The 23,954-nt window shown below is 54.1% G+C and carries 17 protein-coding genes; 6 read left to right on the forward strand and 11 right to left on the reverse strand.

Annotation, left to right across the window (positions count from 1 at the left end; translation table 11 throughout):
• Window positions 1-56: 56 nt before the first annotated feature.
• The 4 genes from HOV93_RS06295 to HOV93_RS06310 are packed head-to-tail and all read right to left on the reverse strand — an operon-like array spanning window position 57 to window position 6,170.
• On the reverse strand, window positions 57-1,670 hold the full coding sequence (locus HOV93_RS06295; RefSeq protein WP_207395632.1) for a response regulator: 1,614 nt from the start codon (window positions 1,668-1,670) through the stop codon (window positions 57-59).
• Window positions 1,663-2,241, reverse strand: a complete 579-nt coding sequence (locus HOV93_RS06300; protein ID WP_207395633.1) for a chemotaxis protein CheB — start codon at window positions 2,239-2,241, stop codon at window positions 1,663-1,665. Before HOV93_RS06300 ends, HOV93_RS06295 begins: the two co-directional genes overlap by 8 nt.
• The gene (locus tag HOV93_RS06305; protein ID WP_235989894.1) at window positions 2,238-3,071 is read right to left on the reverse strand and encodes a CheR family methyltransferase; all 834 of its coding nucleotides are present in this window, start codon (window positions 3,069-3,071) and stop codon (window positions 2,238-2,240) included. Before HOV93_RS06305 ends, HOV93_RS06300 begins: the two co-directional genes overlap by 4 nt.
• Before the next feature lie 9 nt (window positions 3,072-3,080).
• Window positions 3,081-6,170, reverse strand: a complete 3,090-nt coding sequence (locus HOV93_RS06310) for a response regulator (RefSeq protein WP_207395634.1) — start codon at window positions 6,168-6,170, stop codon at window positions 3,081-3,083.
• 960 nt (window positions 6,171-7,130) lie between these two features.
• On the opposite strand from HOV93_RS06310, the gene HOV93_RS06315 reads away from it, so the two are divergent.
• From HOV93_RS06315 to HOV93_RS06340, 6 genes are all read left to right on the forward strand, one after another.
• A complete protein-coding gene (locus HOV93_RS06315) occupies window positions 7,131-7,646 on the forward strand; it encodes a sigma-70 family RNA polymerase sigma factor (protein ID WP_207395635.1) in 516 nt (171 codons plus the stop codon).
• Window positions 7,643-8,635, forward strand: coding sequence for a hypothetical protein (locus tag HOV93_RS06320; protein ID WP_207395636.1), 993 nt, complete (start codon window positions 7,643-7,645; stop codon window positions 8,633-8,635). Before HOV93_RS06315 ends, HOV93_RS06320 begins: the two co-directional genes overlap by 4 nt.
• Before the next feature lie 45 nt (window positions 8,636-8,680).
• Complete coding sequence (locus HOV93_RS06325; RefSeq protein ID WP_207395637.1) at window positions 8,681-11,389, forward strand: DUF1592 domain-containing protein; 2,709 nt, start codon at window positions 8,681-8,683, stop codon at window positions 11,387-11,389.
• Window positions 11,390-11,400: 11 nt separating this feature from the next.
• On the forward strand, window positions 11,401-12,699 hold the full coding sequence (locus HOV93_RS06330) for a DUF1552 domain-containing protein (RefSeq protein WP_207395638.1): 1,299 nt from the start codon (window positions 11,401-11,403) through the stop codon (window positions 12,697-12,699).
• A gap of 170 nt (window positions 12,700-12,869) precedes the next feature.
• The gene (locus HOV93_RS06335; protein ID WP_207395639.1) at window positions 12,870-13,883 is read left to right on the forward strand and encodes a DUF1559 domain-containing protein; all 1,014 of its coding nucleotides are present in this window, start codon (window positions 12,870-12,872) and stop codon (window positions 13,881-13,883) included.
• Window positions 13,884-14,039: 156 nt separating this feature from the next.
• Complete coding sequence (locus HOV93_RS06340) at window positions 14,040-14,519, forward strand: carboxypeptidase-like regulatory domain-containing protein (RefSeq protein ID WP_207395640.1); 480 nt, start codon at window positions 14,040-14,042, stop codon at window positions 14,517-14,519.
• Between the two features lie 126 nt (window positions 14,520-14,645).
• On the opposite strand, the gene HOV93_RS06345 is transcribed toward HOV93_RS06340, so the two are convergent.
• The 7 genes from HOV93_RS06345 to HOV93_RS06375 form a co-directional block, all read right to left on the reverse strand.
• Complete coding sequence (locus HOV93_RS06345; protein WP_207395641.1) at window positions 14,646-15,056, reverse strand: hypothetical protein; 411 nt, start codon at window positions 15,054-15,056, stop codon at window positions 14,646-14,648.
• A gap of 64 nt (window positions 15,057-15,120) precedes the next feature.
• On the reverse strand, window positions 15,121-16,101 hold the full coding sequence (locus tag HOV93_RS06350) for a DUF1559 domain-containing protein (protein WP_207395642.1): 981 nt from the start codon (window positions 16,099-16,101) through the stop codon (window positions 15,121-15,123).
• Window positions 16,102-16,179: 78 nt separating this feature from the next.
• Window positions 16,180-17,589: a DUF1501 domain-containing protein gene (locus HOV93_RS06355; RefSeq protein ID WP_235989895.1), complete on the reverse strand. Its 1,410-nt coding sequence runs from the start codon at window positions 17,587-17,589 to the stop codon at window positions 16,180-16,182.
• Window positions 17,590-17,627: 38 nt separating this feature from the next.
• Window positions 17,628-20,681 (reverse strand): PSD1 and planctomycete cytochrome C domain-containing protein, encoded by a 3,054-nt coding sequence (locus HOV93_RS06360; RefSeq protein WP_207395644.1) that lies wholly within the window; start codon window positions 20,679-20,681, stop codon window positions 17,628-17,630.
• A 44-nt stretch (window positions 20,682-20,725) separates the two neighbouring features.
• Window positions 20,726-22,459 (reverse strand): FecR domain-containing protein, encoded by a 1,734-nt coding sequence (locus HOV93_RS06365; RefSeq protein ID WP_207395645.1) that lies wholly within the window; start codon window positions 22,457-22,459, stop codon window positions 20,726-20,728.
• Window positions 22,456-23,091: a sigma-70 family RNA polymerase sigma factor gene (locus HOV93_RS06370; protein WP_207395646.1), complete on the reverse strand. Its 636-nt coding sequence runs from the start codon at window positions 23,089-23,091 to the stop codon at window positions 22,456-22,458. Before HOV93_RS06370 ends, HOV93_RS06365 begins: the two co-directional genes overlap by 4 nt.
• Window positions 23,092-23,327: 236 nt before the next feature.
• On the reverse strand, window positions 23,328-23,885 hold the full coding sequence (locus tag HOV93_RS06375) for a c-type heme family protein (protein WP_207395647.1): 558 nt from the start codon (window positions 23,883-23,885) through the stop codon (window positions 23,328-23,330).
• Between the last annotated feature and the right edge of the window lie 69 nt (window positions 23,886-23,954).

Consider the following 23,954-nt stretch of genomic DNA (forward strand, 5'->3'; position numbering starts at 1 on the left):
TTCCATTTCTATTGCACCTGCCAAAGCGATGAGGTGCTGGAAATCAAGCTTACAGGTTAAATCGAGGTTGTCGCTTCGATTTGCAATAAGACATGACGCAAGTCGGCAATTTCGACAGGCTTAACAAGGTGGAAGCGGAAGCCGGCCTCCTTGGTGCGTTGGCGATCTGCTTCCTGTCCCCATCCGGTTACTGCCACAATACGAACGTCTCCCAGATCTGGCAAAGCTCGCATGGCGGCCAAAGTCTGAAACCCATCGAAATTGGGCATGCCTAGATCGAGAAACACCACGTCCGGCTGATACGTCCGGGCCACTTCAATTCCACTTTTACCATCATTGGCCACCACCGTATCGTGCCCATCGAGATCAAGTAGTTTTGCCAGGCTTCTCGCGGCGTCTTGGTTGTCGTCGACCACCAAAATTCGGAAAGGTGACGCTACGACCTGACTCCCGTCATCTGCCGTGGACTCCCTTGTATCGGTCGTTTCATCAAGAGGTAGCTCAATGGTGACGGAGGTCCCCTGCCCTTCCCCTTCGCTGAAGATGCTGGCCGTACCTCCATGCAATTCGACCAGGCGTTTGACCAACGTCAGGCCGATTCCCAGGCCGCCGCGTGCCTGTTGGAAGTGCTGCTTGACCTGGATGAACATGTCGAAGATTTCACCTTGGGCCTCTAACGGAATTCCGACACCATTGTCTTCCACGCGTATGCGAACGTGATCGTCAACACGATCTGCCGTGATGATGATGTGGCCGTCCGCCGGTGTGTACTTGGCCGCGTTATTCAGCAGGTTCGCCAAGACCTGGGAAAGGCGGACTGCGTCTCCCGACACCGCGATGGGTTGCTCGGGAAGCTTGACCTCCAAGCGATGACTGGCGTCGGTTATCCACGTCTTGCTGGTCTCTACGGCCGACTTGACGATATCCGCGACCCATACACGTTCTCGACGTAGTTGGATTTTTCCACGCGTAATGCGGCTGACATCCAGTAGATCGTCGATCAGCCGTACCATGTGCTTGACCTGTCGCTCCACGATTTCGTTTAGCTCGAAAAGCTCTTCGGGAGAAACACCGCCTAAGCGAAGGATTTGAACGGCATGCAGAATCGGGGCAAGCGGATTTCGCAGTTCATGAGCAAGCGTTGCCAGGAATTCGTCCTTGCGTCGGTCGGCGTCTTGCAACGCCTCGGCAAACTCTTGGCTCTTGCGAAGCAGTGAAGCATTTTCTTCGAGAATGGCCTGAAGTTCATCTCGCTGTCGAGCGACTTCTTGTCGCTGCTGATAGAGTTCGAAAAACACATCACTTTTACTGCGAAGCACGGCTGCTTCAATCGGCTTGTGCAGAAAATCGACTGCGCCTGCTTCGTAGCCGCGGAAGTAACGCTGTTCATCGGCGCTACCGGCAGTAAGGAAGATGATGGGAATTCGCTTCGTGCGTTGTGTACCCCGCATCAGCTCGGCCAGTTCAAATCCATCCATCGATGGCATTTGAACGTCGACCAAGGCCAAAGCAACATCGTATTCCAGTAACTTCTCGAGTGCTTCCGATCCAGAACGTGCTTTGAGCAAGTGCAGGTTCTCGCGTTGCAGCACGGCTTCCAACGCGACGAGATTCTCTTCGCGATCGTCGACAAGCAGGAAGTAAACCGGGGAAGTTGGCAATTCAGTCATTGATGCTGCCCCATTGCAATAGATAGTCGGCAATTTCTTCCAGTCGTAACACTTCCGCGGTGGGGCACTTTTTGATGGCCGCCTTGGGCATGTCCGGAGAGAGGGCCGACTCGGGACACTGGACGACTGCCCTGCCGCCAGCTTCGACGATTTTCTGAAGTCCACGACTTCCGTCACCATTGGCACCCGTCAAGATAATTCCGAGCAGATCTGAACCGTACGCATCGGCCGCCGTTTCAAACAAGACATCGATTGCCGGACGGGAAAAATTCTCTGCTTCATCGTAAATCAGAGATAAATGAAAGTGTTTTTCGACCATCAAGTGATAATCGGGAGGGGCGATGTAAATTCGATTCGTGCAAACGGGCTCTTTGTCTTCCGCCTCAGAGACGCAAACGAGGGTGCCACGACGAAGGACTTCTACCAGCGCGCTGGGACGATCTGGGGGAATATGGACGACAATGAGAATAGGAATCGGAAAACTGGCCGGCAGGCTACCGACGATCACTTTTAATGCTTCGATGGCACCGCTCGAGGCACCTATCACGATAGCTTCAGGCCGGGTGGTCATACCAGGTCACCCTTCTTTTGATAGAGACGAACCTCAGAGGCGAAGTCGGTGTACGCATCGGCATGGTGAGTAAACTTGAGTGTCTCTTTCGATCCCAATCCTAAGAATCCACGGCGAACGAGCGCGTCTGTCATGACGCCAATGGCTCGATCCTGAAGTTCACGATCAAAGTAAATTAATACGTTCCGGCAGGAAACGAAATGGACTTCGGCAAAAACATGGTCCGAAACAAGACTGTGGTCCGAGAATACAATATTTTGCCGAAGAGACTTATCGAAGACGGCAGCCCCATACTTCGCCAGGTAGTAATCGGATAGCGAAGATTTACCACCAGAAAGCTGATGGTTCTTGGTGAACAGAGGGATCCGGTCGAGATCGTAAACGCCGGCTTCCGCCCTTTCCAAAGCGCGAGGATTGACGTCCGTTCCGTAAATCATGGTGCGATCATCGAGGCCCTCTTCTCTCAGAAGAATGGCCAGAGAATAGACTTCTTCGCCATCGCCACAACCGGCGACCCAAAATTTTAGGGATGGATACGTTCGCAGGTGTGGTACCACTTGCTCTCGGAAGGTTCGAAAGTACAGCGGATCTCGAAACAGCTCGCTCACTTGGACCGTGAGATACGAAAGAAGTTCAGTAAACAGCCGCTCGTCTCGCAGAACCATGTCCTGCAAGCGAGAGATGGTTGGTATCTCGAATCTCACAAGTGCCTGCGTGATACGACGTTTGATCGAGGCCATGGAGTAGCCACGAAAATCAAAGTAGTATCGTCGGTAGATGGCCTCGAGTAAGAGGTGCAACTCAATGTCTTCAATCGCGTCTGCCATCATTGTGTCTCCTTACCGGGGTAGCCAGACACGAATGAGCGACAAGAGTTTATCGACATCAAGCGGCTTTGTCAGGTAATCATTCGCTCCTGCTTCAAGGCAGGCCTTTTGGTCGTTTTCCATGGCCTTCGCGGTTAGCATAATAATCGCAAGACGCTTGCATTGGGCATGTTTTCGGATCTCCTGCGTCGCCGTAATTCCGTCCATTTCTGGCATCATCACATCCATCAACACCAGATCGAACTTTTTGGTCGGATCTGCGATCGACTTTTCGATCACGTCGACCGCCTCGCGTCCGTTTCGGGCAATCTCGATGACTGCACCACGAGGTTCAAGTACGCTCGTCAACGCAAAGACATTTCTGACGTCATCCTCCACAACCAGGATCCGGCGTCCCTCGAGGATTTCATCACGACGTCTTGCCTTTTCAATCATCCTTTGCTGCTCAAGAGGAAGTTCGGCAACGACCTTGTGCAGGAATAAGGTGACCTCATCCATCAATCGTTCCGGCGACTTGGCCCCTTTGATGATGATCGACTGAGAGTACTGGCGAAGAAGTTGCTCTTGGTCGGCCGAGAGGTCTCGGCCTGTATAAACGATCACCGGCGGGAACGAGTAATGGTCTTCCTTGCTAAGCGTCTCGAGTAGTGCATAGCCGGTCGAGTCTGGCAGAGCCAGGTCGAGCACCATGCAATCAAACGTTCCTTCTTTGAGTTGTTCCAGGCACTCAGCCGCATTAGCCGAACCGACGGTCTCGACATCCAGAGATCCCAGCAGTGATTGAACGCTTTCACGCTGCACCGGATCGTCTTCGACTACCAGCACGCGTCGCATACGCTGAGAGAATCTCGATTCGAGTCCTTGTAGCAGTTCGATGAATTCTTCGCGCCGGACCGGTTTGAGCTTGAAGCCCACAGCGCCGAGCGACAACGCCGATTCTGTATAGTCGTTACCGGATATAACATGAACCGGAATATGACGCAGACGCGCATCACCCTTGAAGCTATCTAAAACGGCAAGCCCTGAGTCATCCGGCAGGCCAACGTCCAAGATGATGGCGTTGGGCTGATATTGTTTGGCGAGCGTAACGCCTTCCTCGGCGGTGGTCGCCAGCAGGCAATCGAATTTCTGTTCGCGAGCCAGGCCGTACAGCACTTCGCCAAAATTAAGATCGTCTTCGACCACCAGCAGCAATCGGCGATCGCCTGATAACTGCCGACGGTCATCCTTAACTTCCACCTTGGGAAACGGCGGATCGCTTTTCGTCGGCAGCGTGTCAGGCGACGGCGTATCATGCGACGGCAACGAAGCCGCCAAGACCTTTCGCACAGGGGAAGTTTCGATCTGGCTTGGTTCGAATGTGGCGGGAACGGTTAGCGTAAACAAGCTTCCCTTGCCCACCTCGCTCTCTAAAGCAATTTCTCCTCCCAGCAGATTGGCCAGTTCCTGAGAGATCGACAGTCCCAAACCTGTTCCCCCGTGTTTCCGGTGGGCGGTACCATCCACTTGTCGAAACGCCTCGAACACCGTGGGCTGTTGCTCTAACGGAATTCCGATCCCTGTATCTTGGACCGCGAATGCCACTTTTCTCTCAGGCAGCTTAGAAACATGGATCGTTACCGACCCATCGTTAGTGAACTTGATGGCGTTGGAAGCGAGGTTTTTGAGGATCTGTTCGAGACGGCGGCGATCGGTCCAAAGCACAGAGGGTGCGTTCGATTTCACCTCGATTGAAAACTTGAGCTGTTTCTGTTCGGCCAATGGGCGAAGTCCGTTAGACAATTCGTCCAATAGGTGGCCCATTTTGACCTCTTCGGGACGGACATCCATTTGACCGGCTTCGATCTTACTCAAATCCAAGATGTCGCTGATGAGATTCAAAAGGTCGTTGCCGGAACTCAGGATCGTCTTCGCGAATTTAATCTGTTCCTCGGTTAAATTGCCGCTGGCATTGTCGGCAAGCAATTTAGCCAGGATCAAAGTCGAATTGAGCGGCGTTCGCAGCTCGTGAGACATGTTGGCCAAAAAGTCCGACTTATACTGGCTGGCCCGCTCCAGGTCTTTGGCCTGTTGCTGGAGCGAAAGCTTGGTCACCGCAAGTTCATCGCGTTGAGCCTCTAGCAGTTGCGTCTGCTCTTCGAGCTGGCTGTTTGTCTGCTCTAATTCTGTCTGTTGGAGTTCCAGTCGAGCTGCTGTCTCTTTTAACGCACGGCCTTGTTCTTCCAGTTCTTCATTCGAGACCCGCAACTCTTCGCTTTGCGTCTGAAGTTCTTCTGATTGCTGCTGGGTCTCGTGCAATAGCTTTTGCAGTTTTGCCCGATAATTCGCAGAGCGAATCGCTTGCCCCACGGCTTCGCTGATTCGGCTAAGCAGCACTTGATCGCCATGGTCGATGGGCCGAAAGAATCCTAATTCGACAACGGCCTGAACCTCGTCATCCGCGATCGCCGGCGAGATGATCATCTGAGAAGGCGTTCCCCGCGTGAGGCCGGTCCCGAACAACAGGTGACCCTCAGGAACATCGGTGAGTACGAAGGGACGTTGATCTTCAATGGCCTGACCAAGCAGTCCATCACCGACTTCAATTTGCTCTGGCAGGCCACTCTCGGCGGGCACTCCGTAGGTCGCGATTCGGCGGTAGTGCTCCCCTTCAATGGCAAAGCAGGCGGCAACCGGCGCCTCGAAGTATTCTGCAAGATAGCGAAGTAAGTTGTTCCCGAGTTGCTCGATGCGCTGATCTCCACTAAGAGTCTTGCTGAGGCCTGTCTGGCCTTTCTGCAACCAACGCTCAAATTCGATGGCATTCTTATTCTTCAGGAAGAAGAATGCCACTATCGCGATGCACCAAACCGTAAGAGCCCCGAAACCGCGATTGATCTGAACGATTATTAGGTCGACGCCGCTACTATCGGTGAAAAAGGTAATCACCATTAAGAGGGTAAGCACACTTGCGACATACAAAGGTATTTGCGGACGCCATACCAGTAAGGTCAGCACCACCGGTACCAGGTAAAAAATCCAGACAGCGATGCCCAAAGGGGTAAACAAATCGATCAGGAATACGCCTGCAATCGAAAAGAAAATTGCCCCATAGATGGGCATGGGCGCAGACTTTTGGGATCGGCGGCTTGCAAGCGTTGACGGATCCAAATTGGGCATCGTTAGAAATGGGTACTTAGGTAAGGTTATAGATATAGGAGAATAATCAACCGAGGTGAAATTCAGACCGCTCCGCGATAAATCTAACGCTGACCATGGGGAACAAGTCTCTCCCCGGTTCAGAGCGGCGATGTGACCTCTATCGATTCCATACCTGCCGCCGGATTAACCAATAATCGCCACTTTGCGACGAAGAGCGGCACAGCTAACAGTTTATTAGGGGGCCTAGCTAATTGTTGTCCGATATGGCCAGTTTAGCGAGGGCGCCTAATTTCCTTTCTGGCACTCTTCGCGATCACCCGGGAATCTGTCAGCAGTAAATCAAAACGATCCAAAAATGGTAGCCAGATATCGATATTTAGTATGAACCGTGCGTTCGGTAGGCGTAAGCGTGTCGCATGAAGGGATGGTCCACGTCGTACTCATCCTGCGGGCGGATGCGACTAGTGGGGGCTTCCGACGCGTGACCTGTGATAACGACATTGCCTGACGGCGAACTTCCGGAATTCATCGGTAACTTGGAATCACCACGCAGATTCCGTGCCAAACGCATGGAATCGGTAAGTTTTTGCCAGCGAAAGTCGTTTGTGGCCCTCCTATGCGTAGAAAAGATTCTCCCCCCTTAAGTCTTGCTGGACGACCATGATTCAACCTGATTCCTATGCTGCCAGGATGTCGTCGAAGCTGTCCACATTGAACCCGAATATGCCACTCCTTGTGAGGGGGGCGTGGCCGCTGATTACAGCTGCTTTTGCGGGCATGGCAGACGTTGTTTTGATTACTTGGTTCTCCACCGCATGTTTAAAAAGGAATTACGCACACAGGAGTTAAGTGAAATTTTCGACCAAATAATATTTTATTGGGTAAGTTTGAAGGCCCGTAAGTCATTGATAATGAAACCCCATGAATGAAATAACCGAGCACACCCTGAAAGTACAGCAACTGTTTGTGCAATACCAATCGCAGTTGAAAGCTTTCGCGCTGGTTTTGACCACCGACTTCGTCCAGGCAGACGATCTGATTCAGGAGACATTTTTGACCGTTACCAAGAAGGCTCACGAATTCGATTTGAACAGCAATTTCCTGGCATGGAGCCGGGCCATTTTGCGTTTCAAGCTATTGGAATCACGACGGGCCTCAGGAATACAGACGGTCGACTTCCTGGATTCACTCGCCATGAGTTGCCCTGAAGATTGGGCCAATAACGATCGCCTCGAATCCCTCACGCACTGCATTGAGGGTTTAGCCCCGAAGGCACGCGAGATCGTGTTGCTTCGTTATCAACGAGAGCATTCCCCAGCACAAATCGCAGAACTACTTTCTCGAACCGTAAATTCCATCAATGTGGCCCTCTCCAAGGCACGCCTGTCCTTACGTGAGTGTATAGATCGACAGCTACAGCCGGGGAGCTCGCAATGAATGACAAGTACGTAGATCACCTGATTCAGTCTTACTTAGACAATTGCCTTACCCCAGAAGAGCAGGCTCGTTTCAGCGAAATCATGCTGGAATCGGAAGCCGCCAGATTGCGTTTCTGGGCCATCGCCGAAATCCACGGCCTTGCATCGCAAGCGACCGATTCCCTCGTCCATTCAGGCCTTAACGCGTTTTGCAATCAGGACGAACTTGTCACGCTACGTGACAAGTCAAAGCCTGTCGAATCATCGGCAACTTACTATCTTGGTCGACAATCGAGTTTCGCTCTTTTGTCAGGGCTCGTTCTGGGCGTTCTTATTTCCGTTTTCACCTGGCCGGTGCGCGGTATGCCTCAAAAGCCTGTCGTGACCAACATCGCGATGGAGAGTTTCGAGTCTACTTCTTCTCCGCCGGAAGTTGTTGGATTGACGAATCGGTCTGACGTATGGGGAGGTGACTTCAGTGAAATCACCGCTGCCCAGCAAGAGGTTGAGCCTGCCGATGGTAAGCAAATGCTTCAAATTCTGCGAGCAGATTACTTTGGGAAGCCTGAGCCCGATGCAAGCTATTGTGGGGATCTCTATCGACTGGTTGATTTGCGTTCGATGCGGCACAAATTTACGAAAGACGGTACGTTCATCCATGCTTCTGCCCTGTTCAACATGAGCCCTCAGCCGAGTCGTGAAGAATTTCGGCATTCAATTCGATTGATGGCACTCACGTCGGATGTCATCTCTAACCCCGTTCAGTTCGATGCGCTGATGGTTGAGGAATACGCGTCGGCGATGGCACGTCAAAACCTCAAGCTCGACAACGACCCACAGACCTGGGAGTTGGGCGATTGTGAGCTTCGATTGCCTGCCGACACAGATTTCGTGTTGATTCATATTGGCATTACGTACGGACATTCAGAAGACTCCATCCGACGAATTACATTCCCTGGTCAGTTTGTTGATGACATTCAGATAACCCTCAGCAGCAATCCCGAATAGCCCCGTCGTTCGCCCCCCTTCCTGCCTGAGCCCCCTCAGAGACTAATGAATAAATCGCTTTTTGCCACGCTTGTTTTTGCTGTGATCGGCCTGCCGTGTGCGTCGCTCTTGGCAGCCGAGCTACCTAAGGTCGCCGTCGAGAATACGCAGTACGCTGTCCTGCAAAAGCACTGTATTCTCTGCCACAGTGGGGAAGACGCCGAGGCGGCCTTTCGCATCGACGACTTATCCCTCGACATCAACGACATCGAAACGGCTGCGCGCTGGCAGAAAGTATTGAATGCGTTGAACTCCGGAGAGATGCCTCCGGAGGGTGAACCGGAAATCGACAAAGCAGCCAAGGCAAATTTCTTAGAGCACTTGGCCAACACCATGGTCGATGCCCGTCGCAAGCTGTCTGATCAAAAGGGCGAGATCATCATGCGGCGGCTCAACCGTCGCGAGTATGGCAACACGCTCCGAGAGCTCTTGGGCGTCGACATCAATGTCAACGATCTGCCATCGGATAAAAATACAGGTTCGTTCGATACCGTGGGCTCGAACCTATATATGTCGAGCACTCAGTTCGAGCAGTATATGGCCCTGGGCAGAGAGGCCCTCGACGAAGCTTTCGAATGGGAAGCAGCCTCCGGCGTTGAAAAGAAGCTGCGGTTCGAGACCGAGGAAATTACCCCCAAAGTCTCGAAGTTCATCGAGTATCAACTCGACGCGCGGCAGCGTGCCGAGCGTTGGATCGAGCAGGTCGATAAGGCGGTTGCCAATCCTGATAACGCGGCAATCATCGAGGAAATTAAAGCAGGTCCGCTGGGCAATCATCGCGATATCCTCTATCGAAATTGGAAGAAGCTGGAAGGCGCGCCTGCTCCGGAATCGTTTGGATTTCAAACGGAAGAAGATAACGCCGATAAGGCGCTCGCAGGTTCACGTCCTTTCCACCTGCCCTATCATCGCTATTACATGGAGCAGCCTGCGATCGAAACCGGGGCGTACTTGGCCGCACCTAACGAGCATCCCTCTAAGCTCGACAATGCGACCATCAACCTTTTGGTCCCCTTCAGTTGGCCAGTGGGCGAGTACGTAGTGCGTTTCCGCGTGGCCGCGACCGAACATGCGACGCCTGATCGTAGCTTTCTAGAGTTCGGCATCAATCCCCGGGCTCAGCAGGCCATTAGTGTCCATCATATCACCGGCACGATGGACGACCCTCAGGTCATTGAAGTCCCGCTGACGATGACACGTTCCAACAAGGAACGCGCCAACCGTTCGCTCTTTCTACGCGAGAAAGGTAGTCGCGACGACTGGGTTCAAGCGACTCGCATCGCGCGTGAAGGACGTGACGAGAATGACGGCATTGGACGCAAATTCGCCCTTTGGATCGACTGGATGGAAATCGAACGACTTCCAATGGCGGACCAGCCCAAGCCACCAGGCATTGCTGTATTGCAGAACATTCCCTTCGACGACAAATCAGGCGAACCGAATCTGGCAGAGCTACATGCGGCGTTTCAGCAGTTCGCCCTGGAAGCATTTCGTGGTCAAGAGCCATCACCAAAGTACATTGACGACCTTGTGCAGGTCTATCAGACGTATCGAAAGCTGGGCGATAAACACAGCGACGCGTTGAAGAACACCTTGGCGATCATTATTTCGTCCCCCATGTTTCTCTACCACTTCGAGCCACGCGACACCGACGCGCCGCGCACGTTGACCGATCGCGAGTTTGCCAATCGGCTCTCGTATTTCCTCTGGAGTTCACCCCCAGACAAAGAACTTCAGCAGCTCGCCGAAGCCGGCAAGTTGCAGGAACCTGAGATTCTGGAGCAGCAAGTCACACGGCTTCTAGATGACCCCCGCTCGGAAGAGTTCGTCGATGCGTTTACCTATCAATGGCTAACGCTAGAACGGCTCGACTTCTTTCAAGTCAACCAGGAGCATCATCCGCGGTTTGACAATAGCACTCGAATGAACGCCTGTCGCGAGATCTATGAAACCTTCGGTTATCTCGTCCAGAACAATGGACAACTGCCAGACTTGCTGCAAAGCGACTATGCCGTCATCAACGGCGTTCTGGCGAATTACTACGGAATCGATGACGTCACGGGGGATCGTTTCCGCCCCGTTCCGCTGCCCGACGGCACTCCGCGTGGCGGCTTGCTGGGGATGGCTGCAGTGCACCTGATGGGGAGCAACGGAGACACGACCAGCCCGGTGGAACGAGGAGCATGGGTTTTGCGAAAGCTATTACACGACCCTCCCCCGCCAGCCCCGGCGAATATCCCACAACTGGCCCGCCTGGCCGGAAAGCCTTTGACGACCAAACAGCGTCTGACGGCTCACCAGGAAGAACCGCAGTGTGCCAGTTGCCATCGGCAAATCGATCCCATTGGATTCGGTCTCGAGAACTTCGATGCGGTCGGAATCTGGAGAACCGAAGATAGCTACCAGGCCATGGACGACAACGGCAAGCCGGTGAAAGACGGCAAGGTGACCTGGGAAATCGATCCGGCCGGAAAGTTACACAATGGCCCCGCTTTCCAGAACTTCCTGGAACTGCGTGATGCCATCGCTGCGAAGGAAGACGCGTTTGCTCGCGGATTCACCGAAGCGTTGATTCAGTATGCACTGGGAAGGCCAGTTGGCTTTACCGACGAGACCCTTATCGAAGATATCCAGAACGAAGCTCGGAGCAAAGATTACACCGTAAGAGCCTTCGTTCACGCACTTGTTCAAAGCAAAGAATTCCATTCGAAATAGCAAGGTGAAATATGTCCCGATCCCTACCCACGCGACGCCAAGTTCTTCGCTCCGCCACGGCTGTGGTTGCCTTGCCGTTCCTCGAATCGTTTGGCTTTCGCCGCTACGCAAGCGCGGCCGCGCCGACAGCTCCACCTAAACGCTTGGTCTTCCTCGGGTTTGGCTGGGGAGTTACAGAAGAATCGTGGTATCCCGACAAGTCGACCCCAGGCACCGACTACCAATTGCCGGCCGGCCTGAAGGCCCTGGAACGCCACCAATCTGATTTTTCCGTGATACAAGGACTTCGCAACAAGTTCTCGGTGGAAGGTCACGCCGGGAGTACGTGGTGGCTAACCGGGGCGAATCCTTATGCCGTCGCCGGTCAGAGCTTTTGCAACACGATCTCGGCGGACCAAGTCGCGGCGAATGAATTCGGACGTTTCACGCGATTCTCTTCGCTGCAATTCAACCACAGCGAAGGCAACGATCAATCGGGGCATGGACCAGGCCTGTCGTTGGCTTGGGATGCCAGTGGGAAGCCGGTGGGTGGTGAAAACGGTCCGCTCGCCGCGTTTCACCGGATGTTCTCGAAAGACTCTACACCCATCGAACAACGGCGTCAGCTGATCGCTCAGAAGCGAAGCGTGCTCGATACGGTTCTCGAAAACGCGCGAAGCTTACGACGCGGCTTAGGGCAGAACGACAACGAAAAACTCACCGAGTACTTCGAGAGCGTTCGCAATATCGAAACTCGCCTGAGTAAGGACGAACAGTGGATGGACCGTCCGCGTCCGGAAGCGCCCTTCGGCGAGCCCAGCTCTACGCTCGCAGGCCGTAGCGAGATCGAGGTGATGTACGACCTGTTGATCGCGGCATTCAAAACCGACAGCACTCGCGTCATTACCTATCGCCAACCGGTCGCATCGTTGTTGACCAGCATTGGCAACAGCGTGGCCCCCCACGACATGAGCCACTATCACTCGACACGTGGAGACAAGCTGGTTTGTTCGCAGCAGCGCGATCAGACACAAAGCAAACTTCTGGCTGGCCTAATCGACAAGCTTAAATCGACCCAGGAAGCCGACGGAAGCCGCCTGTTCGACAACGTGGCTCTTGCCTACGGAAGTAACATCCGTACCGGACATAATTTAACGAATTGTCCCACGATCATTACCGGCGGTGGCTCTGGCATCAAGCTCGGCCAGAACATTGTCGTGGAAGAAGATACGCCACTGTGCAACGCCTGGTTAACCATGCTTCAAGGGGTCGGTGTTCCCGCCCAGCGGCACGGCGATAGTACCGGCGTCATCGATGAACTTATTAGCTGAGTAATCACTCAGCGTCCAAATTCTATATCCGTATATTCAAATCCTTGAGCTTTCGTGTTTGCGATTTTTTGAGAAAGGAGCATGGTTCCCTCGCAAACAGCAGTCCTCGCGGGATAGCTCACCCCAAACGCGTTTCTCTTATCATCCTTCTATAGTCTGAGTATCAAATCATGATGAACCCACCTTCAAAAATGCGAAATGGTTTTACGCTCGTAGAACTGCTTGTCGTGATCGCAATTATTGGCGTATTGATCGCCTTGCTGTTGCCAGCGGTGCAGCAAGCGCGTGAAGCCGCCCGCCGTATGCAGTGCAGTAACCACCTGAAGCAGCTCGGCTTGGCGGTGCACAATTATCACGATACCTATGGTGTCTTGCCGCCAGCCATGATGGGGCCGGACGCAGCTTCAGGCCGCTATAGCGCATTTGTTCGCTTGCTGCCGTTCCTTGAACAATCGGCTGCCTACGACAACATCGCCGCCAATCCGACGTCTCCCTGGTCATCGTCAGGCGGAAACAGTGTCGTTGTCGCCGGTTTGCAGTGCCCTTCGGCTCCTGCGGTGCCGTATCCGATTACGAACCTGCCATACACAAATTACGTGCTCAACCTGGGCGACGTGACGTGGAGCTTAGACCAGGAAGATAGCATTCGCGGCGTCTTCGGCGGCTCGGCTGTGTTCGCCTTTCGTGACGTGACCGACGGTCTTACCAACACGGCGTTAATGTCGGAAACCGTTCAATGGTACGACGACGGAACGGGACGACCGGCCAACGGGTTCGGAGCCGTCCTACGAACCGACACGCAAAGTCCCGTCGGGTGTCGTGCGAAGTGGATCAATAACAAATTCATCGACACCAGCTACACCTCAAGCACCGCCACCAACCGAGATCGGGCTCCTGGTGGTCGCTGGAGCGACGGCATGATGGCAATCATTAGCTTCAACACCACCTTGGGACCGAATTCGGCCGTGTGCTCTGACTTCTCGGGAAAGAATGGGGTCTTGCCACCGAGGTCGATGCATCCAGGCGGAGTCAATCTCTTGCGAGGTGATGGATCGTCGCGATTCATCAGCGAGAACATCGACGCTGGCAACATCGGCACGCAAGGTCGAACTGGCCCGAGCCGATTCGGTGTGTGGGGTGCGTTAGGCACACGCGCTCAAGGCGAAGTCCTCGGCGAATTCTAACAACATGGAGGTCACCTGCCTCGGTGACTTCCAAGTTGGCGTGAAGGGCGATGGAGAGAATCGCGGACGGGACGGCATCCGTTCCTGCAGCGAACTCTCCTCTGCCTTTCTGGCACCCATGTTGATGAATGACTACGTAGCACAAAGGATAGCCTCATGTGGACTCGACGATTCAGTACTCTTCTCTGCCTGTCATGGGTGATTGCCATGGCCGGATGTTATAGCTCGCAAGACAAATGGACGGCCATGCGTCCAAAAGTCTACAAGACAAATGGCGTAGTGCGCATGGACGGGAAGCCGTTGCCGGAAGCAATCGTGGTCTTCAGTCCTGTTGGAGGTAAAGTCTCTGGTACGGCCATCACCGACGAGGCGGGCCACTACCAAATGACAACCTTTGAAGATCACGACGGCGTGACCGAAGGTGAGTTTCAAGTGAGTGTCGAGAAAATCGACTGGATCCCCGTCGGACCAGAGAAAGCCGAGAGCGCGGACGGCGGCAACTATCGACGCCCCTTAAAAGAAGTGCGTCAAACGCCCAAGGTCTATTCCCAATTGGAGAAGTCAGGGCTCACAGCAATGGTGAGTCCAGACGGACCCAACACGTTTGACTTCGACTTAGATTCAAAAGCAGACTAGACCCAAGCAAGAACAGCGGCGAACATTGTTCGCCGCTTGGCGATACGATCGTGCTTCAGTCGACGGCCAAGCCGCAGCTGGCCGCTCACTGCTTCTCTGCTCGGCATCGTCACCGGGAGAAGGCTGCTATCTTGATCGTTTAGGAATTTCTAGATCTTCGGTTGCGGCATCTAAGGGAAGATCAAGCTCGAAGGTGTGCTCGGCGAGTGGTCCCAATAGTTCGGCCTCTTGCGTTGTCGTCGCTTCGGTGGCAATCACATGCACGTGATGGGGGCCGCCAACGGTTCCGCGTCCTTCCATGGCCGTGTCGTAATGACCTTCGACAATGCGCGCCGTTCCTTGCGGGCCTGTATTTCCTTTTTGGCTGTCAGGCGTGAACACGATCGAACCGCCTGGGACAGGGTCTCCGTCAAACGTCACCGTTCCGGAAACTTGGTAACGGGTTGGGCCTTCCTCTTTTTGGCAACCGCATGCCAACAGAGATAGGGCGACGGCAAGGGACAAAGCTTGGAGAGGGTAGCTCGTATTTTGAAGCATTAAAAACTCCCTGAGTTCGTAGGAAAGCGAATGCAAAGATTTCTCGGGTAAATAGGATTGCCACTTAATCGAGAGTTCTCACTTCACTTCCGTTCCGGCTGGCAGTGGCCAAATACACGTCCATGTCGATGTTCTCGGAAACAAACGTTACGCTGCTATCGGCCAGCAAAACCTGGGTACCGCCTGGGTGCAAACTGCTGAAGCTCATGTTGTTGAAGTTGCCGGAGACAAAGCCCTGGATATTGATGCCGAACTTGACGTTCTTGCTCATGCCGCAAGAGTGATCGGCACAGCCGCGTGACCATGCCCGAGGGGCAGGCGCACCGGTCGGGTAGGCGTTGGTGGAAAGCTCGCCCACCATGATGGTATTAGAGGTGCCGTCGGTGACATCGCGAAAACCAAGTTTGCTGTTCGCGCCAAGGATGCCTTGGTCGGAAACCTCATTAAAGGATTGGCAGTTCGGAGCAGAACCGCTTCCCGAAGACTTCTTGCAAGCCAAGTTGTAACCGGTTCCCACCGGCCCCATATTTCCCACGTAGTGCCCGGCGAACATTGGTCCGAGCACCACATCATTGGCGTCGATTATCGTTTCATCGGTATGGTCTGAATGGGTTAGCGTCGCACTGGGGCATTGGTACACAGGAGGAACCGTCGTGACCACTCTGCGGTTCGGTCGTCCTCGCCACCCTTGGATATGATTAAACTGATCGGCCATGGCCGAGAACTCGACTTGCGGCAAGATGGAGACTAGAAAACTATGGGACGTCGCGCCGAATGCGGTGTTTTCGTTGTTGCTCGAAGGTGCTTGCCCCATGTGCCGAAAGCCGCCCGGCGGGAACGAGTTGAACGTGTCGTGATAGTTGTGCAGAGCGATGCCAATCTGTTTGAGATTCGCTTTGCAGCTCATGCGTCGAGCCGCCTCACGGGCTTGCTGCACTGCCGGAAGCAGCAGCGCCACAAGAATCCCGATAATCGCGATCACGACCAGCAGTTCAATCAAAGTGAAACCGGCGTCTCTTTTCTTTCGTACGCTGCCTTTTGACATAATGAATGACCTTTGAAAAGAATGAATGGTCAATAGCAGGCCGGATGGCCAAAACGGAATAGGTAATAAGTCAGAGGCTTACCCCGACTTCAGAGCCTCTTGAACCACTTCGCCGCCCAGGACCGTGGGGATTTCTTGACGGTTGTTGTGAGGGTAGATGAGTTGATGTTGGTCGATGCCTAGCGTGTGCAGGATCGTGGCGTGAAGGTCGTGTGGCGACAGAGGACGATCGACCGGAACGAAGCCCAGTTCGTCGGTCGCACCGATCACCTGGCCACCTCGGATTCCGCCTCCGGCCATCCACATGGTATAGCCCGCTGGCGAATGATCGCGGCCCCGGCTATCCCCCTTGCGTGTCCCTTCGGTGGTTGGCGTGCGACCGAACTCGCCACCCCAGACCACGAGAGTTTCATCGAGCATGCCTTTGCGTTTCAGGTCGGCTAACAGGGCGGCGACAGGTTGATCGGTGGCCCTGCAGCGGGCAATGTGATTCGATTTGAGCGAGCCGTGGGCATCCCAGCCTCCGTTGCGTAGCTGGATGAAGCGGACTCCCTGTTCCACCAAACGCCGGGCAAGCAAGCACTGGCGTCCAAAGGCCGAAGTTGCTTTTTCGTGGATCCCATAGGCCTTTTGAGTCTCGGCCGATTCGGTAGAAAGATCGAGCACATCTGGGGCTTCCATCTGCATGCGGAAGCCAAGTTCGTACGACTCGATACGAGCCTGAAGTTCTGAGTTCTGAGCTTGTTGAGTCAGATGCTGCTCGTTCATCCAGTGGATGAATTCAAGTTGCTGACGTCGATCTCGTTCCGAATAAAGCTGAGGCATTTCAGAGAAGGGAATACCTTGCCGAGCATCTAGGACGGTTCCCTGGTAACGGGCCGGCAGGAAGCCGGATGCCCAACCGGGGCGTTGGGCGGCAGGGCCATTCTCGTTAGATGAAAGCATCACAAAGCCAGGCAGATTTTGAGCCGGACTTCCCAGGCCATACGTAACCCAGGCTCCCATGCTGGGGCGATCGCCGAGCCCGGAGCCTGTCAAGGTAATGCATTCGCCTGGGCCATGGACGGGTATACGATGATTGAGCGAACGGAATACGCAAATGTCATCGACATGCTGAGCCGTATGCGGTAGCAGTTCCGAGACCTCGATGCCGCTTTGCCCGTACGGTTTGAAACGGAACGGCGATGCCATCAGTTTCGAGTTCACCCCCGATCGTGGAATATTGGGCACGTTGGCGACAATGCTGGCCGGCACGTACTGATCGTCCATCTTCGAGAGTTGCGGCTTCGGGTCCCACGTGTCGGTATGGCCTGGGCCTCCGGACATAAAGAGAAAGATCACCGACTTGGCGGTCGGCTGGAAGTGGGGCATCTGCTTGTGTTGAGAAACGGACGGAGATCCCCCAGCCAAATTATCTTGCAGAAGGGAATTCAGTGCGATGGTCGCGATTCCCAGGCCGGCATTCTGAAACAGAACACGACGATTCATGGAAAGATCAAACACTGGCAAGGCTTTCGATGGGGGCATTACGGCAGGTAAACAAATTCATTCAAGTTCATCAACGAGTGCAGCAACTGCGTGAGCTTTCGCTGCTCGACAGCTTGGTCTTTCTCTGGCATTTGAAGCATCGTCAGGCAGCGTTCGGCTTCTCGCTGGGTAGGTGCCCGGCCAAGGATTCGCGAAAAGGCAAGTTCGATCTGAAGCGAACGATCTTCTCCTGCCGCTTCTCGAATTTGATCCGCGAGAGTCTGGGCCCTTTTCACGACAAACGGATTGTTGAGCAGGTAAAGTGGCTGCAGAGCCACCGTCGATGTTTCGCGGCTCGGGCAACTCCGGATCGCTTCCGGTGCATCGAACATCTGCATCACATCTGGAAGCTCGCTTCGTCTTTGCGAAAGGTAAATGGTTCGACGAAGTTCCTGCTCGTCACGATGAGGCGCGACACTCGGTCCGCCGACTTGCCGGTTAAGCTCTCCCGTGACGACCAAGAGAGAATCGCGAATCGCTTCGGCCTGAAGGCGACGTTGCGGCCAACGCCACAAGTGGACGTTCTCAGGGTCTATCTCATGGTTGTGGGCGTTGTATTGGGCACTTTGCCGATAGGCATCCGAAGTTAAGATCAACCGTTGAATGTGTCGCGTATTCCAGGAGTTCTCCATGAGTTCTGCGGCTAACCAATCGAGCAGTTCGGGGTGACTCGGCTGCGATCCATGCGTTCCGAAATCGCTGGAGGTCGCGACGATGCCCTGCCCGAAATACATTTGCCACAGTCGATTAACCCAAACGCGAGCGACCAAAGGGTTCTCGCGGCTGCCCAGCCACTTGGAAAGGGCCTGGCGGGGTGTGGGAGTAAGCTCGGAAGGAGTCGTCCCGAGAACGGCCGGCCAGCCCGACTCGACACGCAGTCCGGGGCTATTCACGTCGCCGCGAACCAAGATATGCGTGTCGGTTTGCTTGAGGAGATCTGGAAGGTAAGGCAGTGGAGAGCGATTCACTACCGGCAAGTATTCAAGGTCTTCCCGTCCTGTCGCCGGCGAGTAGTAGCCCCAGGTATGCGCAGGGTACTCTGCGGGATCAATTCTGAGCTTCTTCGCCTCACGTAGATAGAAGTTGTAAGAGCCTTGAGAGAACCACTGACTAATCTCTTTGGCCGGAGGATTCTTAGAGTCTTGAAGACGGATGTTTCCCAACTGTCCGCGCGAGAAAAAGGCCAGGAACCGGTAGTAGTCTCTTTGCGAGATGGGCTCGAACTTGTGGTTGTGACACTGAGCGCACTCCATCGTCAGCCCTAGCAGCGCGCTGGCCGTGTTGTCGACGATGTCGAACATGATATCGGTGCGCTGCAGCCCCTTGTCCATTTGATTGCCACTGATGCGGGCCGACGCGAGAAACCCGGTCGCAATCACGGACTGGTCTTTTTCTGAGGTCAGCTCATCGCCGGCAAGCTGCTCTTTTAAGAATTGATCGTAGGGCTTGTTGTTGTTGAAACTATCGATGACATAGTCGCGATATCGCCACGCGAAGGGACGCGGGATGTCGTGTTGATGCCCTTCACTTTCGCCCCAGCGAACCAAGTCGAGCCACATGCGTGCTGTTCGTTCGCCAGCATGAGGAGAGGCGAGTAGCTTATCGACGAGTTTAGCGTAAGCGTTCGGAGAACGGTCCTGCAAAAATGCTTCGGTCTCTTCTTCGGTGGGGGGCAATCCGAGGGCGTTGAGATACACACGACGAATTTGCGTGCGCCGGTCGGCTTCCGAAGAGGCAATGAGCCCTAAGTCTTCTCTTTGAGCTGCCAAGAACGCATCGATCGGATTGTCCTGTTTGCGGTCTTCGGTTTGTGGAACCTCCGGTCGTACGACTTGCTGAAAGGCCCAGTGCTCGGATTCGACTTTCGGTTCCGGAAGTAGTTTGTCGTCCCAGGCGAGGCCTTGTTCAATCCAAGCGGTGACCAGGGCGATCTGTTTTTCTGATAACGGTTCTCCGTCGGGCGGCATCCGCTGGGTATCAGAACTGGAGGTCAATGCTTTCAGAAGAGGGTTATTGCGGCTATTGCCGGGGACAACCAACGCGTGCCCCGTACTGTGACCTAGCAGTTCGCTACGAACATCGAGCCGATAGCCAGAGTCGGGGAACTCTCCGGCATGGCATTCAAAGCATCGATTCTCGAGTAATGGGTAGATGTCGCGTTTGAAGTCGACGGTCTCTTTCCACACAACTCTGGGCTTGGATGGTTTGCCATGAGCGTCCGGGCCGCTGGCATGCAGAAAGTCGTAGGCTTCATTCCAGCTTGAAGAAAAGACCAAGTCTCCGACGCGGATACGATCTTCGCGTTCGGTCTTTACGCCGGTCGAAAAACCGACCCAATTAAACTGATGTATTCCGGTTTGGCGGCTGATGTTTAGGTTGGGGTTGTCGTGGGATTCCGGCTCGGGGTTGATCCACAATTCCATCTTGGTGTAGTCATTGCGTTCGCCTGACTTTTCTTTCGACAACCGTGTAATCAGCCGATAGGTCTTTCCGGGCTCTAATTTACTTTGGCTCCAAGCGGTTTGGCCGTTGCCAAAGCGAAGCATGAAAACGTTCTGCCCTTTGCTCGGACCACGATCGGCAAGGTGGACGCCGATATTGGGAATCCCAGAGTTATGGACGGCTCGATCGCTCCCTTGGGTACGATCGAGCCACAGCACGAAGAATTCGGGGTCCGGTTTTCCAACAACGCGATCAGGTTCGTAGACGAAGCGAAACCCGATATAGACTTCGTCATCCGTGTACACACGCTCGAGCTGTCGACGCAGCGGATTGTTGCGACCGCCGGTTCCTCGTATCAACACCGATGGCCAACGGGCCTCTTCCGCAGGATCGATCATTGCGGGAGATATTTGTGAGAGCTTCCAACCACCTCGCCAGCCGTCCATGCTGTTGGTTGTGGAGTTTCTGAGGGAGAGTTCGGTGGACGCATCCAACCGATCGGAAACAACCGGAAAGGGGTCTGCGTACGATTCGGACACCGTCATCGTCAAGCCGCAGATTCCCAGGCAGCACGTGATAAGTGTTTTAGGTAGTGAACCTATCAACTTCATCAATTTAAAGCCTTTTCAATGGAGGAGAGAAACTCGAAAGTTGCTCATGGGAGGGATGGGGACTGCAATACCTTGGACAGGTCGAAATCGATCAGTAGGCGATCAATCCAAAGCTTGTCTTGCGGCTCGGTGTTCTTACCTATGCGAAAGCCAAGTGTGGAGAGGGCCGCCTCTCCGTACTCTGGCGGAAGCTGATACACGAGATCAGGCGGACCCATCGATTCCACGTCAGGATTGATCCACAATTCGATTTTGTTGAACTTCAACTTGTCGGACTTGCTAATGCGCCCCACAAGGAAGAACTGAACGTCGTCTCCTGTTACGGGCCGGTTGGCCTGATGGTCGATTTTGAGACGAGCGAAGTACTCGCCAAAGCGAATGCCTGCATTCGGTCTGGTGGAATGACTGATACCTGTTCCTAAGGCGTTATCGAACCAGAGTGCGAAAAAGTCATCGGGGTCGAGTCCCTGATATCTACCTAAGAAGCTGAAATAAAAGTCTCGTTTCAAGGGCTTCGGCAATCGTGTTTCCAGCCGATTGCAGATGGACGGAAAAGCCGGGTCACGACCATCCATCTCGATCACATAGGGATCTCCCGAAATTCCTTGCCACTGCAAGGGAGTGTCTAGCAAGGTAACGCGGGCGAACTTTCCGTCCGCAATCCAGGGGTGAAACACACCCTTGCTGGCTTCATCTTGCTGGAAGGGCGAAAAGTCTTCGACCAACCAGGCCTCCATGGGGACTGCCTGACGGATGGAGGCAGGGTGGCTTCCCAATCGCGAAAGGGCTTCCGAAAGAGGCATCGTGTGCATGGCCGGAGGGTAATTGCCATTGCGAGCCAATTGAATTTGTTCTAGCGATGGCAACGAGACACGGTCGCTGGAATCAACACTTGCTAAGGAAATCTCGGTAAAGTCTGACCGAGATTGCGAGTAACGCGAGGTAGCGTTCGAGCTAAGCAGCAAGGCCTTGTCGGACTTGGGAGCTTTGCGAGATTGTACGGTGACTTCCCCTTCGTATACCTGAACGCTGGCTTGTCCCGAAGCGTCGACCTCGGCACCGAACTTGGTTCCCAGATCCACGATCTTCATATCAGGCGTAAAGATCGTGAAGCCACGGGCTTCTTCCGGAACCACCGCAGCCAGTTTGCCTCGATGGAGCACGGCTTTCCAAGCTGAATGAAACTCGAGTTGAGCCGGGCCCTGTAAGGTCACGCCACTGCCACACTCGAAGGCAAGACGAATCAAACCCGATTCCAACTTGAGGTGTTCGCCTTCTCGAAACGGCATTCCATATTCCAAGCTGCCGGTTGATTCCGTCAGAATGGCATCTTCACTATCAATGAGAATTGCCGCAACGTTTGGTTGGCTCGCGACATCGATTGCCGAGTCGTTTGACAGGTCCCCTTCCCTCTCGGGCCAGAGAAACAACGCGACAAGAACCGTTGCCGCAAGCCCGGCTATCAGCAAGCCTGCACGTTGCCAAGTTGTCTGTTTTCTGGGAGGTGAAACAAGCGTTGGCTCTGCGACAGCTTCTATGGGCGAGTGTTGGATGGCGTCGAGCTTCGGATTTGAAGCTGCTGCCGAGTAGTCGATGTGCGTCCATTCGAGGAGGGTGTCCGACAGAATCTGATCGACGTACGCCTGACGCAGCTCAGTCGAACTCTCGAGGATTTCCGTTAGTCTCGCGTCTTCGACTTCACTTAGGTTTCGGCTGAGCAGGCTAGTGATCAGTCGTTCGAATTCGAGGCGAACCTCTGAAGGCACTTGGTCGTTCACTGGGGCACCTCCGTGCTAAGTGCCCTCTCGACACATTCCTTCAGCGACTTGCGTAGTCGGTAGAGTGTCATCGCCATGGCTTGGGGTTGGCGGCCCAGGCGTTTGGCTAACTCATTGACGGAAACATTGTGTTGATAACGCGATTGAAGGATCGACCTTTGGTTCGATGGCAATTTCGCAACGCACCGACGAAGCTCTTCGGCACGCTCGTCGATCTGCTCTAACTGCATCGAGGCACGCTTGGCCAGATCTTCGATCAATTCCTCGCTGAGCGAGATGTGCGGTTTACGACCGCGCGTTTTCAGAAAGGAGAGCGCCTGAAAGTGAGCAATCCGACAAGCCCAGCTGGCGAACGGGCGATTGGGGTCGTATTCGTGCCGCTTCCTCCATAAGACCAAATTGGCTTCCTGCAAGACATCGTCCACGTCAGCCGGAGCCCGAACAATCGTCCTCAGGAATGCGGTCAGCGACAATTGATGCCGTGCGATCAGCGAGACGAAACGCTCATCGATCTCACAGTTTGCTGATGGGAGATCCGGCGAACATTTCGCTGCGAAATCCGTGAACGGTTGGTCGCTGAGGTCGGAAATGATGAATCCCCCCGGGATTAGCGATGGAATCGAGCCACGCATTCGCTGGACTCAGGCAGAAACACATCGTGAAATGTAAATGCCTACCAGTACTTATCCTCCCTTCAGGCTTTATAACGCGAGGCAACCAAAAAAATCGGATTTTTTGTAAATGATGGTCGCTTCGTCCCCTCTACCTACCCTGGTAGCGCCAAATCTTTGCCCATCGGCTGAGTGGCGTTTCGCATATATCATTACAGGACAAGGGGTTATGGCCTGGTGGCGCTGCTGTGGGAGTGTTACTCTTTAAGATCTGCAGCAGGCTCGGTCTTATCAAACGTTTCCGCGATGGGCATTGAAATAACCAGTCCGGCGGTGCGATCTTCGGTGTCTTTCCGATTGCGGACGTGGCATTTAAGACATTGAGAAGCTAAGCGTATGGGCCCTGCAAAACGGTACTTATCTCCCTCTACTCCGTCCCAATACGGTTTTCGCTGCGCCAGGGCTTTGACGGCGGCGTGTTCAAAAGGGCTCTCGGGTTTGTGATCGACATTCACCACATCGGTTTCAACCACCAGCCACTTCAGTTGCACCTGAAAACTCTCTTCGAGCGCATGAAAGACATCTTCCAGCGAGGCAGATGGAATGACCCGCGATTCGTCTTCGAGAAAGAAATCGCGATGCACAACTTGCAGCGTGCCATGCAGGGTCTCATGCAAAAGAATGGCTCTTGCCCTGGCCTGGGCAAGGGTTGTGGGACTTGCGATTTTCGGAACCTGGGGAGGTTCGGCCTGGCTCAGCGATGTCATGAATAACAGTAGTAAGCACGACATGAGCCCGTGAAAACGACTCGGCATGTTCTATCTCGCTTAGGAAGATGGGGCATGCCCGAACCTCTCGCAGGCTTGGGGCGCCAACGGATCGAG

This window comes from Bremerella alba, assembly GCF_013618625.1.
GTDB classification, from domain to species: domain Bacteria; phylum Planctomycetota; class Planctomycetia; order Pirellulales; family Pirellulaceae; genus Bremerella; species Bremerella alba.

Excerpts from the sequence above, each read along its gene's own strand:
- HOV93_RS06335 (WP_207395639.1), top strand. The coding sequence starts at position 12,870 with ATGATGAACCCACCTTCAAAAATGCGAAATGGTTTTACGCTCGTAGAA.
- HOV93_RS06305 (WP_235989894.1), bottom strand. The coding sequence starts at position 3,071 with ATGATGGCAGACGCGATTGAAGACATTGAGTTGCACCTCTTACTCGAG.
- HOV93_RS06330 (WP_207395638.1), top strand. The coding sequence starts at position 11,401 with ATGTCCCGATCCCTACCCACGCGACGCCAAGTTCTTCGCTCCGCCACG.
- HOV93_RS06345 (WP_207395641.1), bottom strand. The coding sequence starts at position 15,056 with ATGCTTCAAAATACGAGCTACCCTCTCCAAGCTTTGTCCCTTGCCGTC.
- HOV93_RS06295 (WP_207395632.1), bottom strand. The coding sequence starts at position 1,670 with ATGACTGAATTGCCAACTTCCCCGGTTTACTTCCTGCTTGTCGACGAT.
- HOV93_RS06315 (WP_207395635.1), top strand. The coding sequence starts at position 7,131 with ATGAATGAAATAACCGAGCACACCCTGAAAGTACAGCAACTGTTTGTG.
- HOV93_RS06350 (WP_207395642.1), bottom strand. The coding sequence starts at position 16,101 with ATGTCAAAAGGCAGCGTACGAAAGAAAAGAGACGCCGGTTTCACTTTG.
- HOV93_RS06320 (WP_207395636.1), top strand. The coding sequence starts at position 7,643 with ATGAATGACAAGTACGTAGATCACCTGATTCAGTCTTACTTAGACAAT.
- HOV93_RS06355 (WP_235989895.1), bottom strand. The coding sequence starts at position 17,589 with ATGAATCGTCGTGTTCTGTTTCAGAATGCCGGCCTGGGAATCGCGACC.
- HOV93_RS06340 (WP_207395640.1), top strand. The coding sequence starts at position 14,040 with ATGTGGACTCGACGATTCAGTACTCTTCTCTGCCTGTCATGGGTGATT.
- HOV93_RS06300 (WP_207395633.1), bottom strand. The coding sequence starts at position 2,241 with ATGACCACCCGGCCTGAAGCTATCGTGATAGGTGCCTCGAGCGGTGCC.
- HOV93_RS06310 (WP_207395634.1), bottom strand. The coding sequence starts at position 6,170 with ATGCCCATCTATGGGGCAATTTTCTTTTCGATTGCAGGCGTATTCCTG.
- HOV93_RS06370 (WP_207395646.1), bottom strand. The coding sequence starts at position 23,091 with ATGCGTGGCTCGATTCCATCGCTAATCCCGGGGGGATTCATCATTTCC.
- HOV93_RS06375 (WP_207395647.1), bottom strand. The coding sequence starts at position 23,885 with ATGCCGAGTCGTTTTCACGGGCTCATGTCGTGCTTACTACTGTTATTC.
- HOV93_RS06360 (WP_207395644.1), bottom strand. The coding sequence starts at position 20,681 with ATGAAGTTGATAGGTTCACTACCTAAAACACTTATCACGTGCTGCCTG.
- HOV93_RS06325 (WP_207395637.1), top strand. The coding sequence starts at position 8,681 with ATGAATAAATCGCTTTTTGCCACGCTTGTTTTTGCTGTGATCGGCCTG.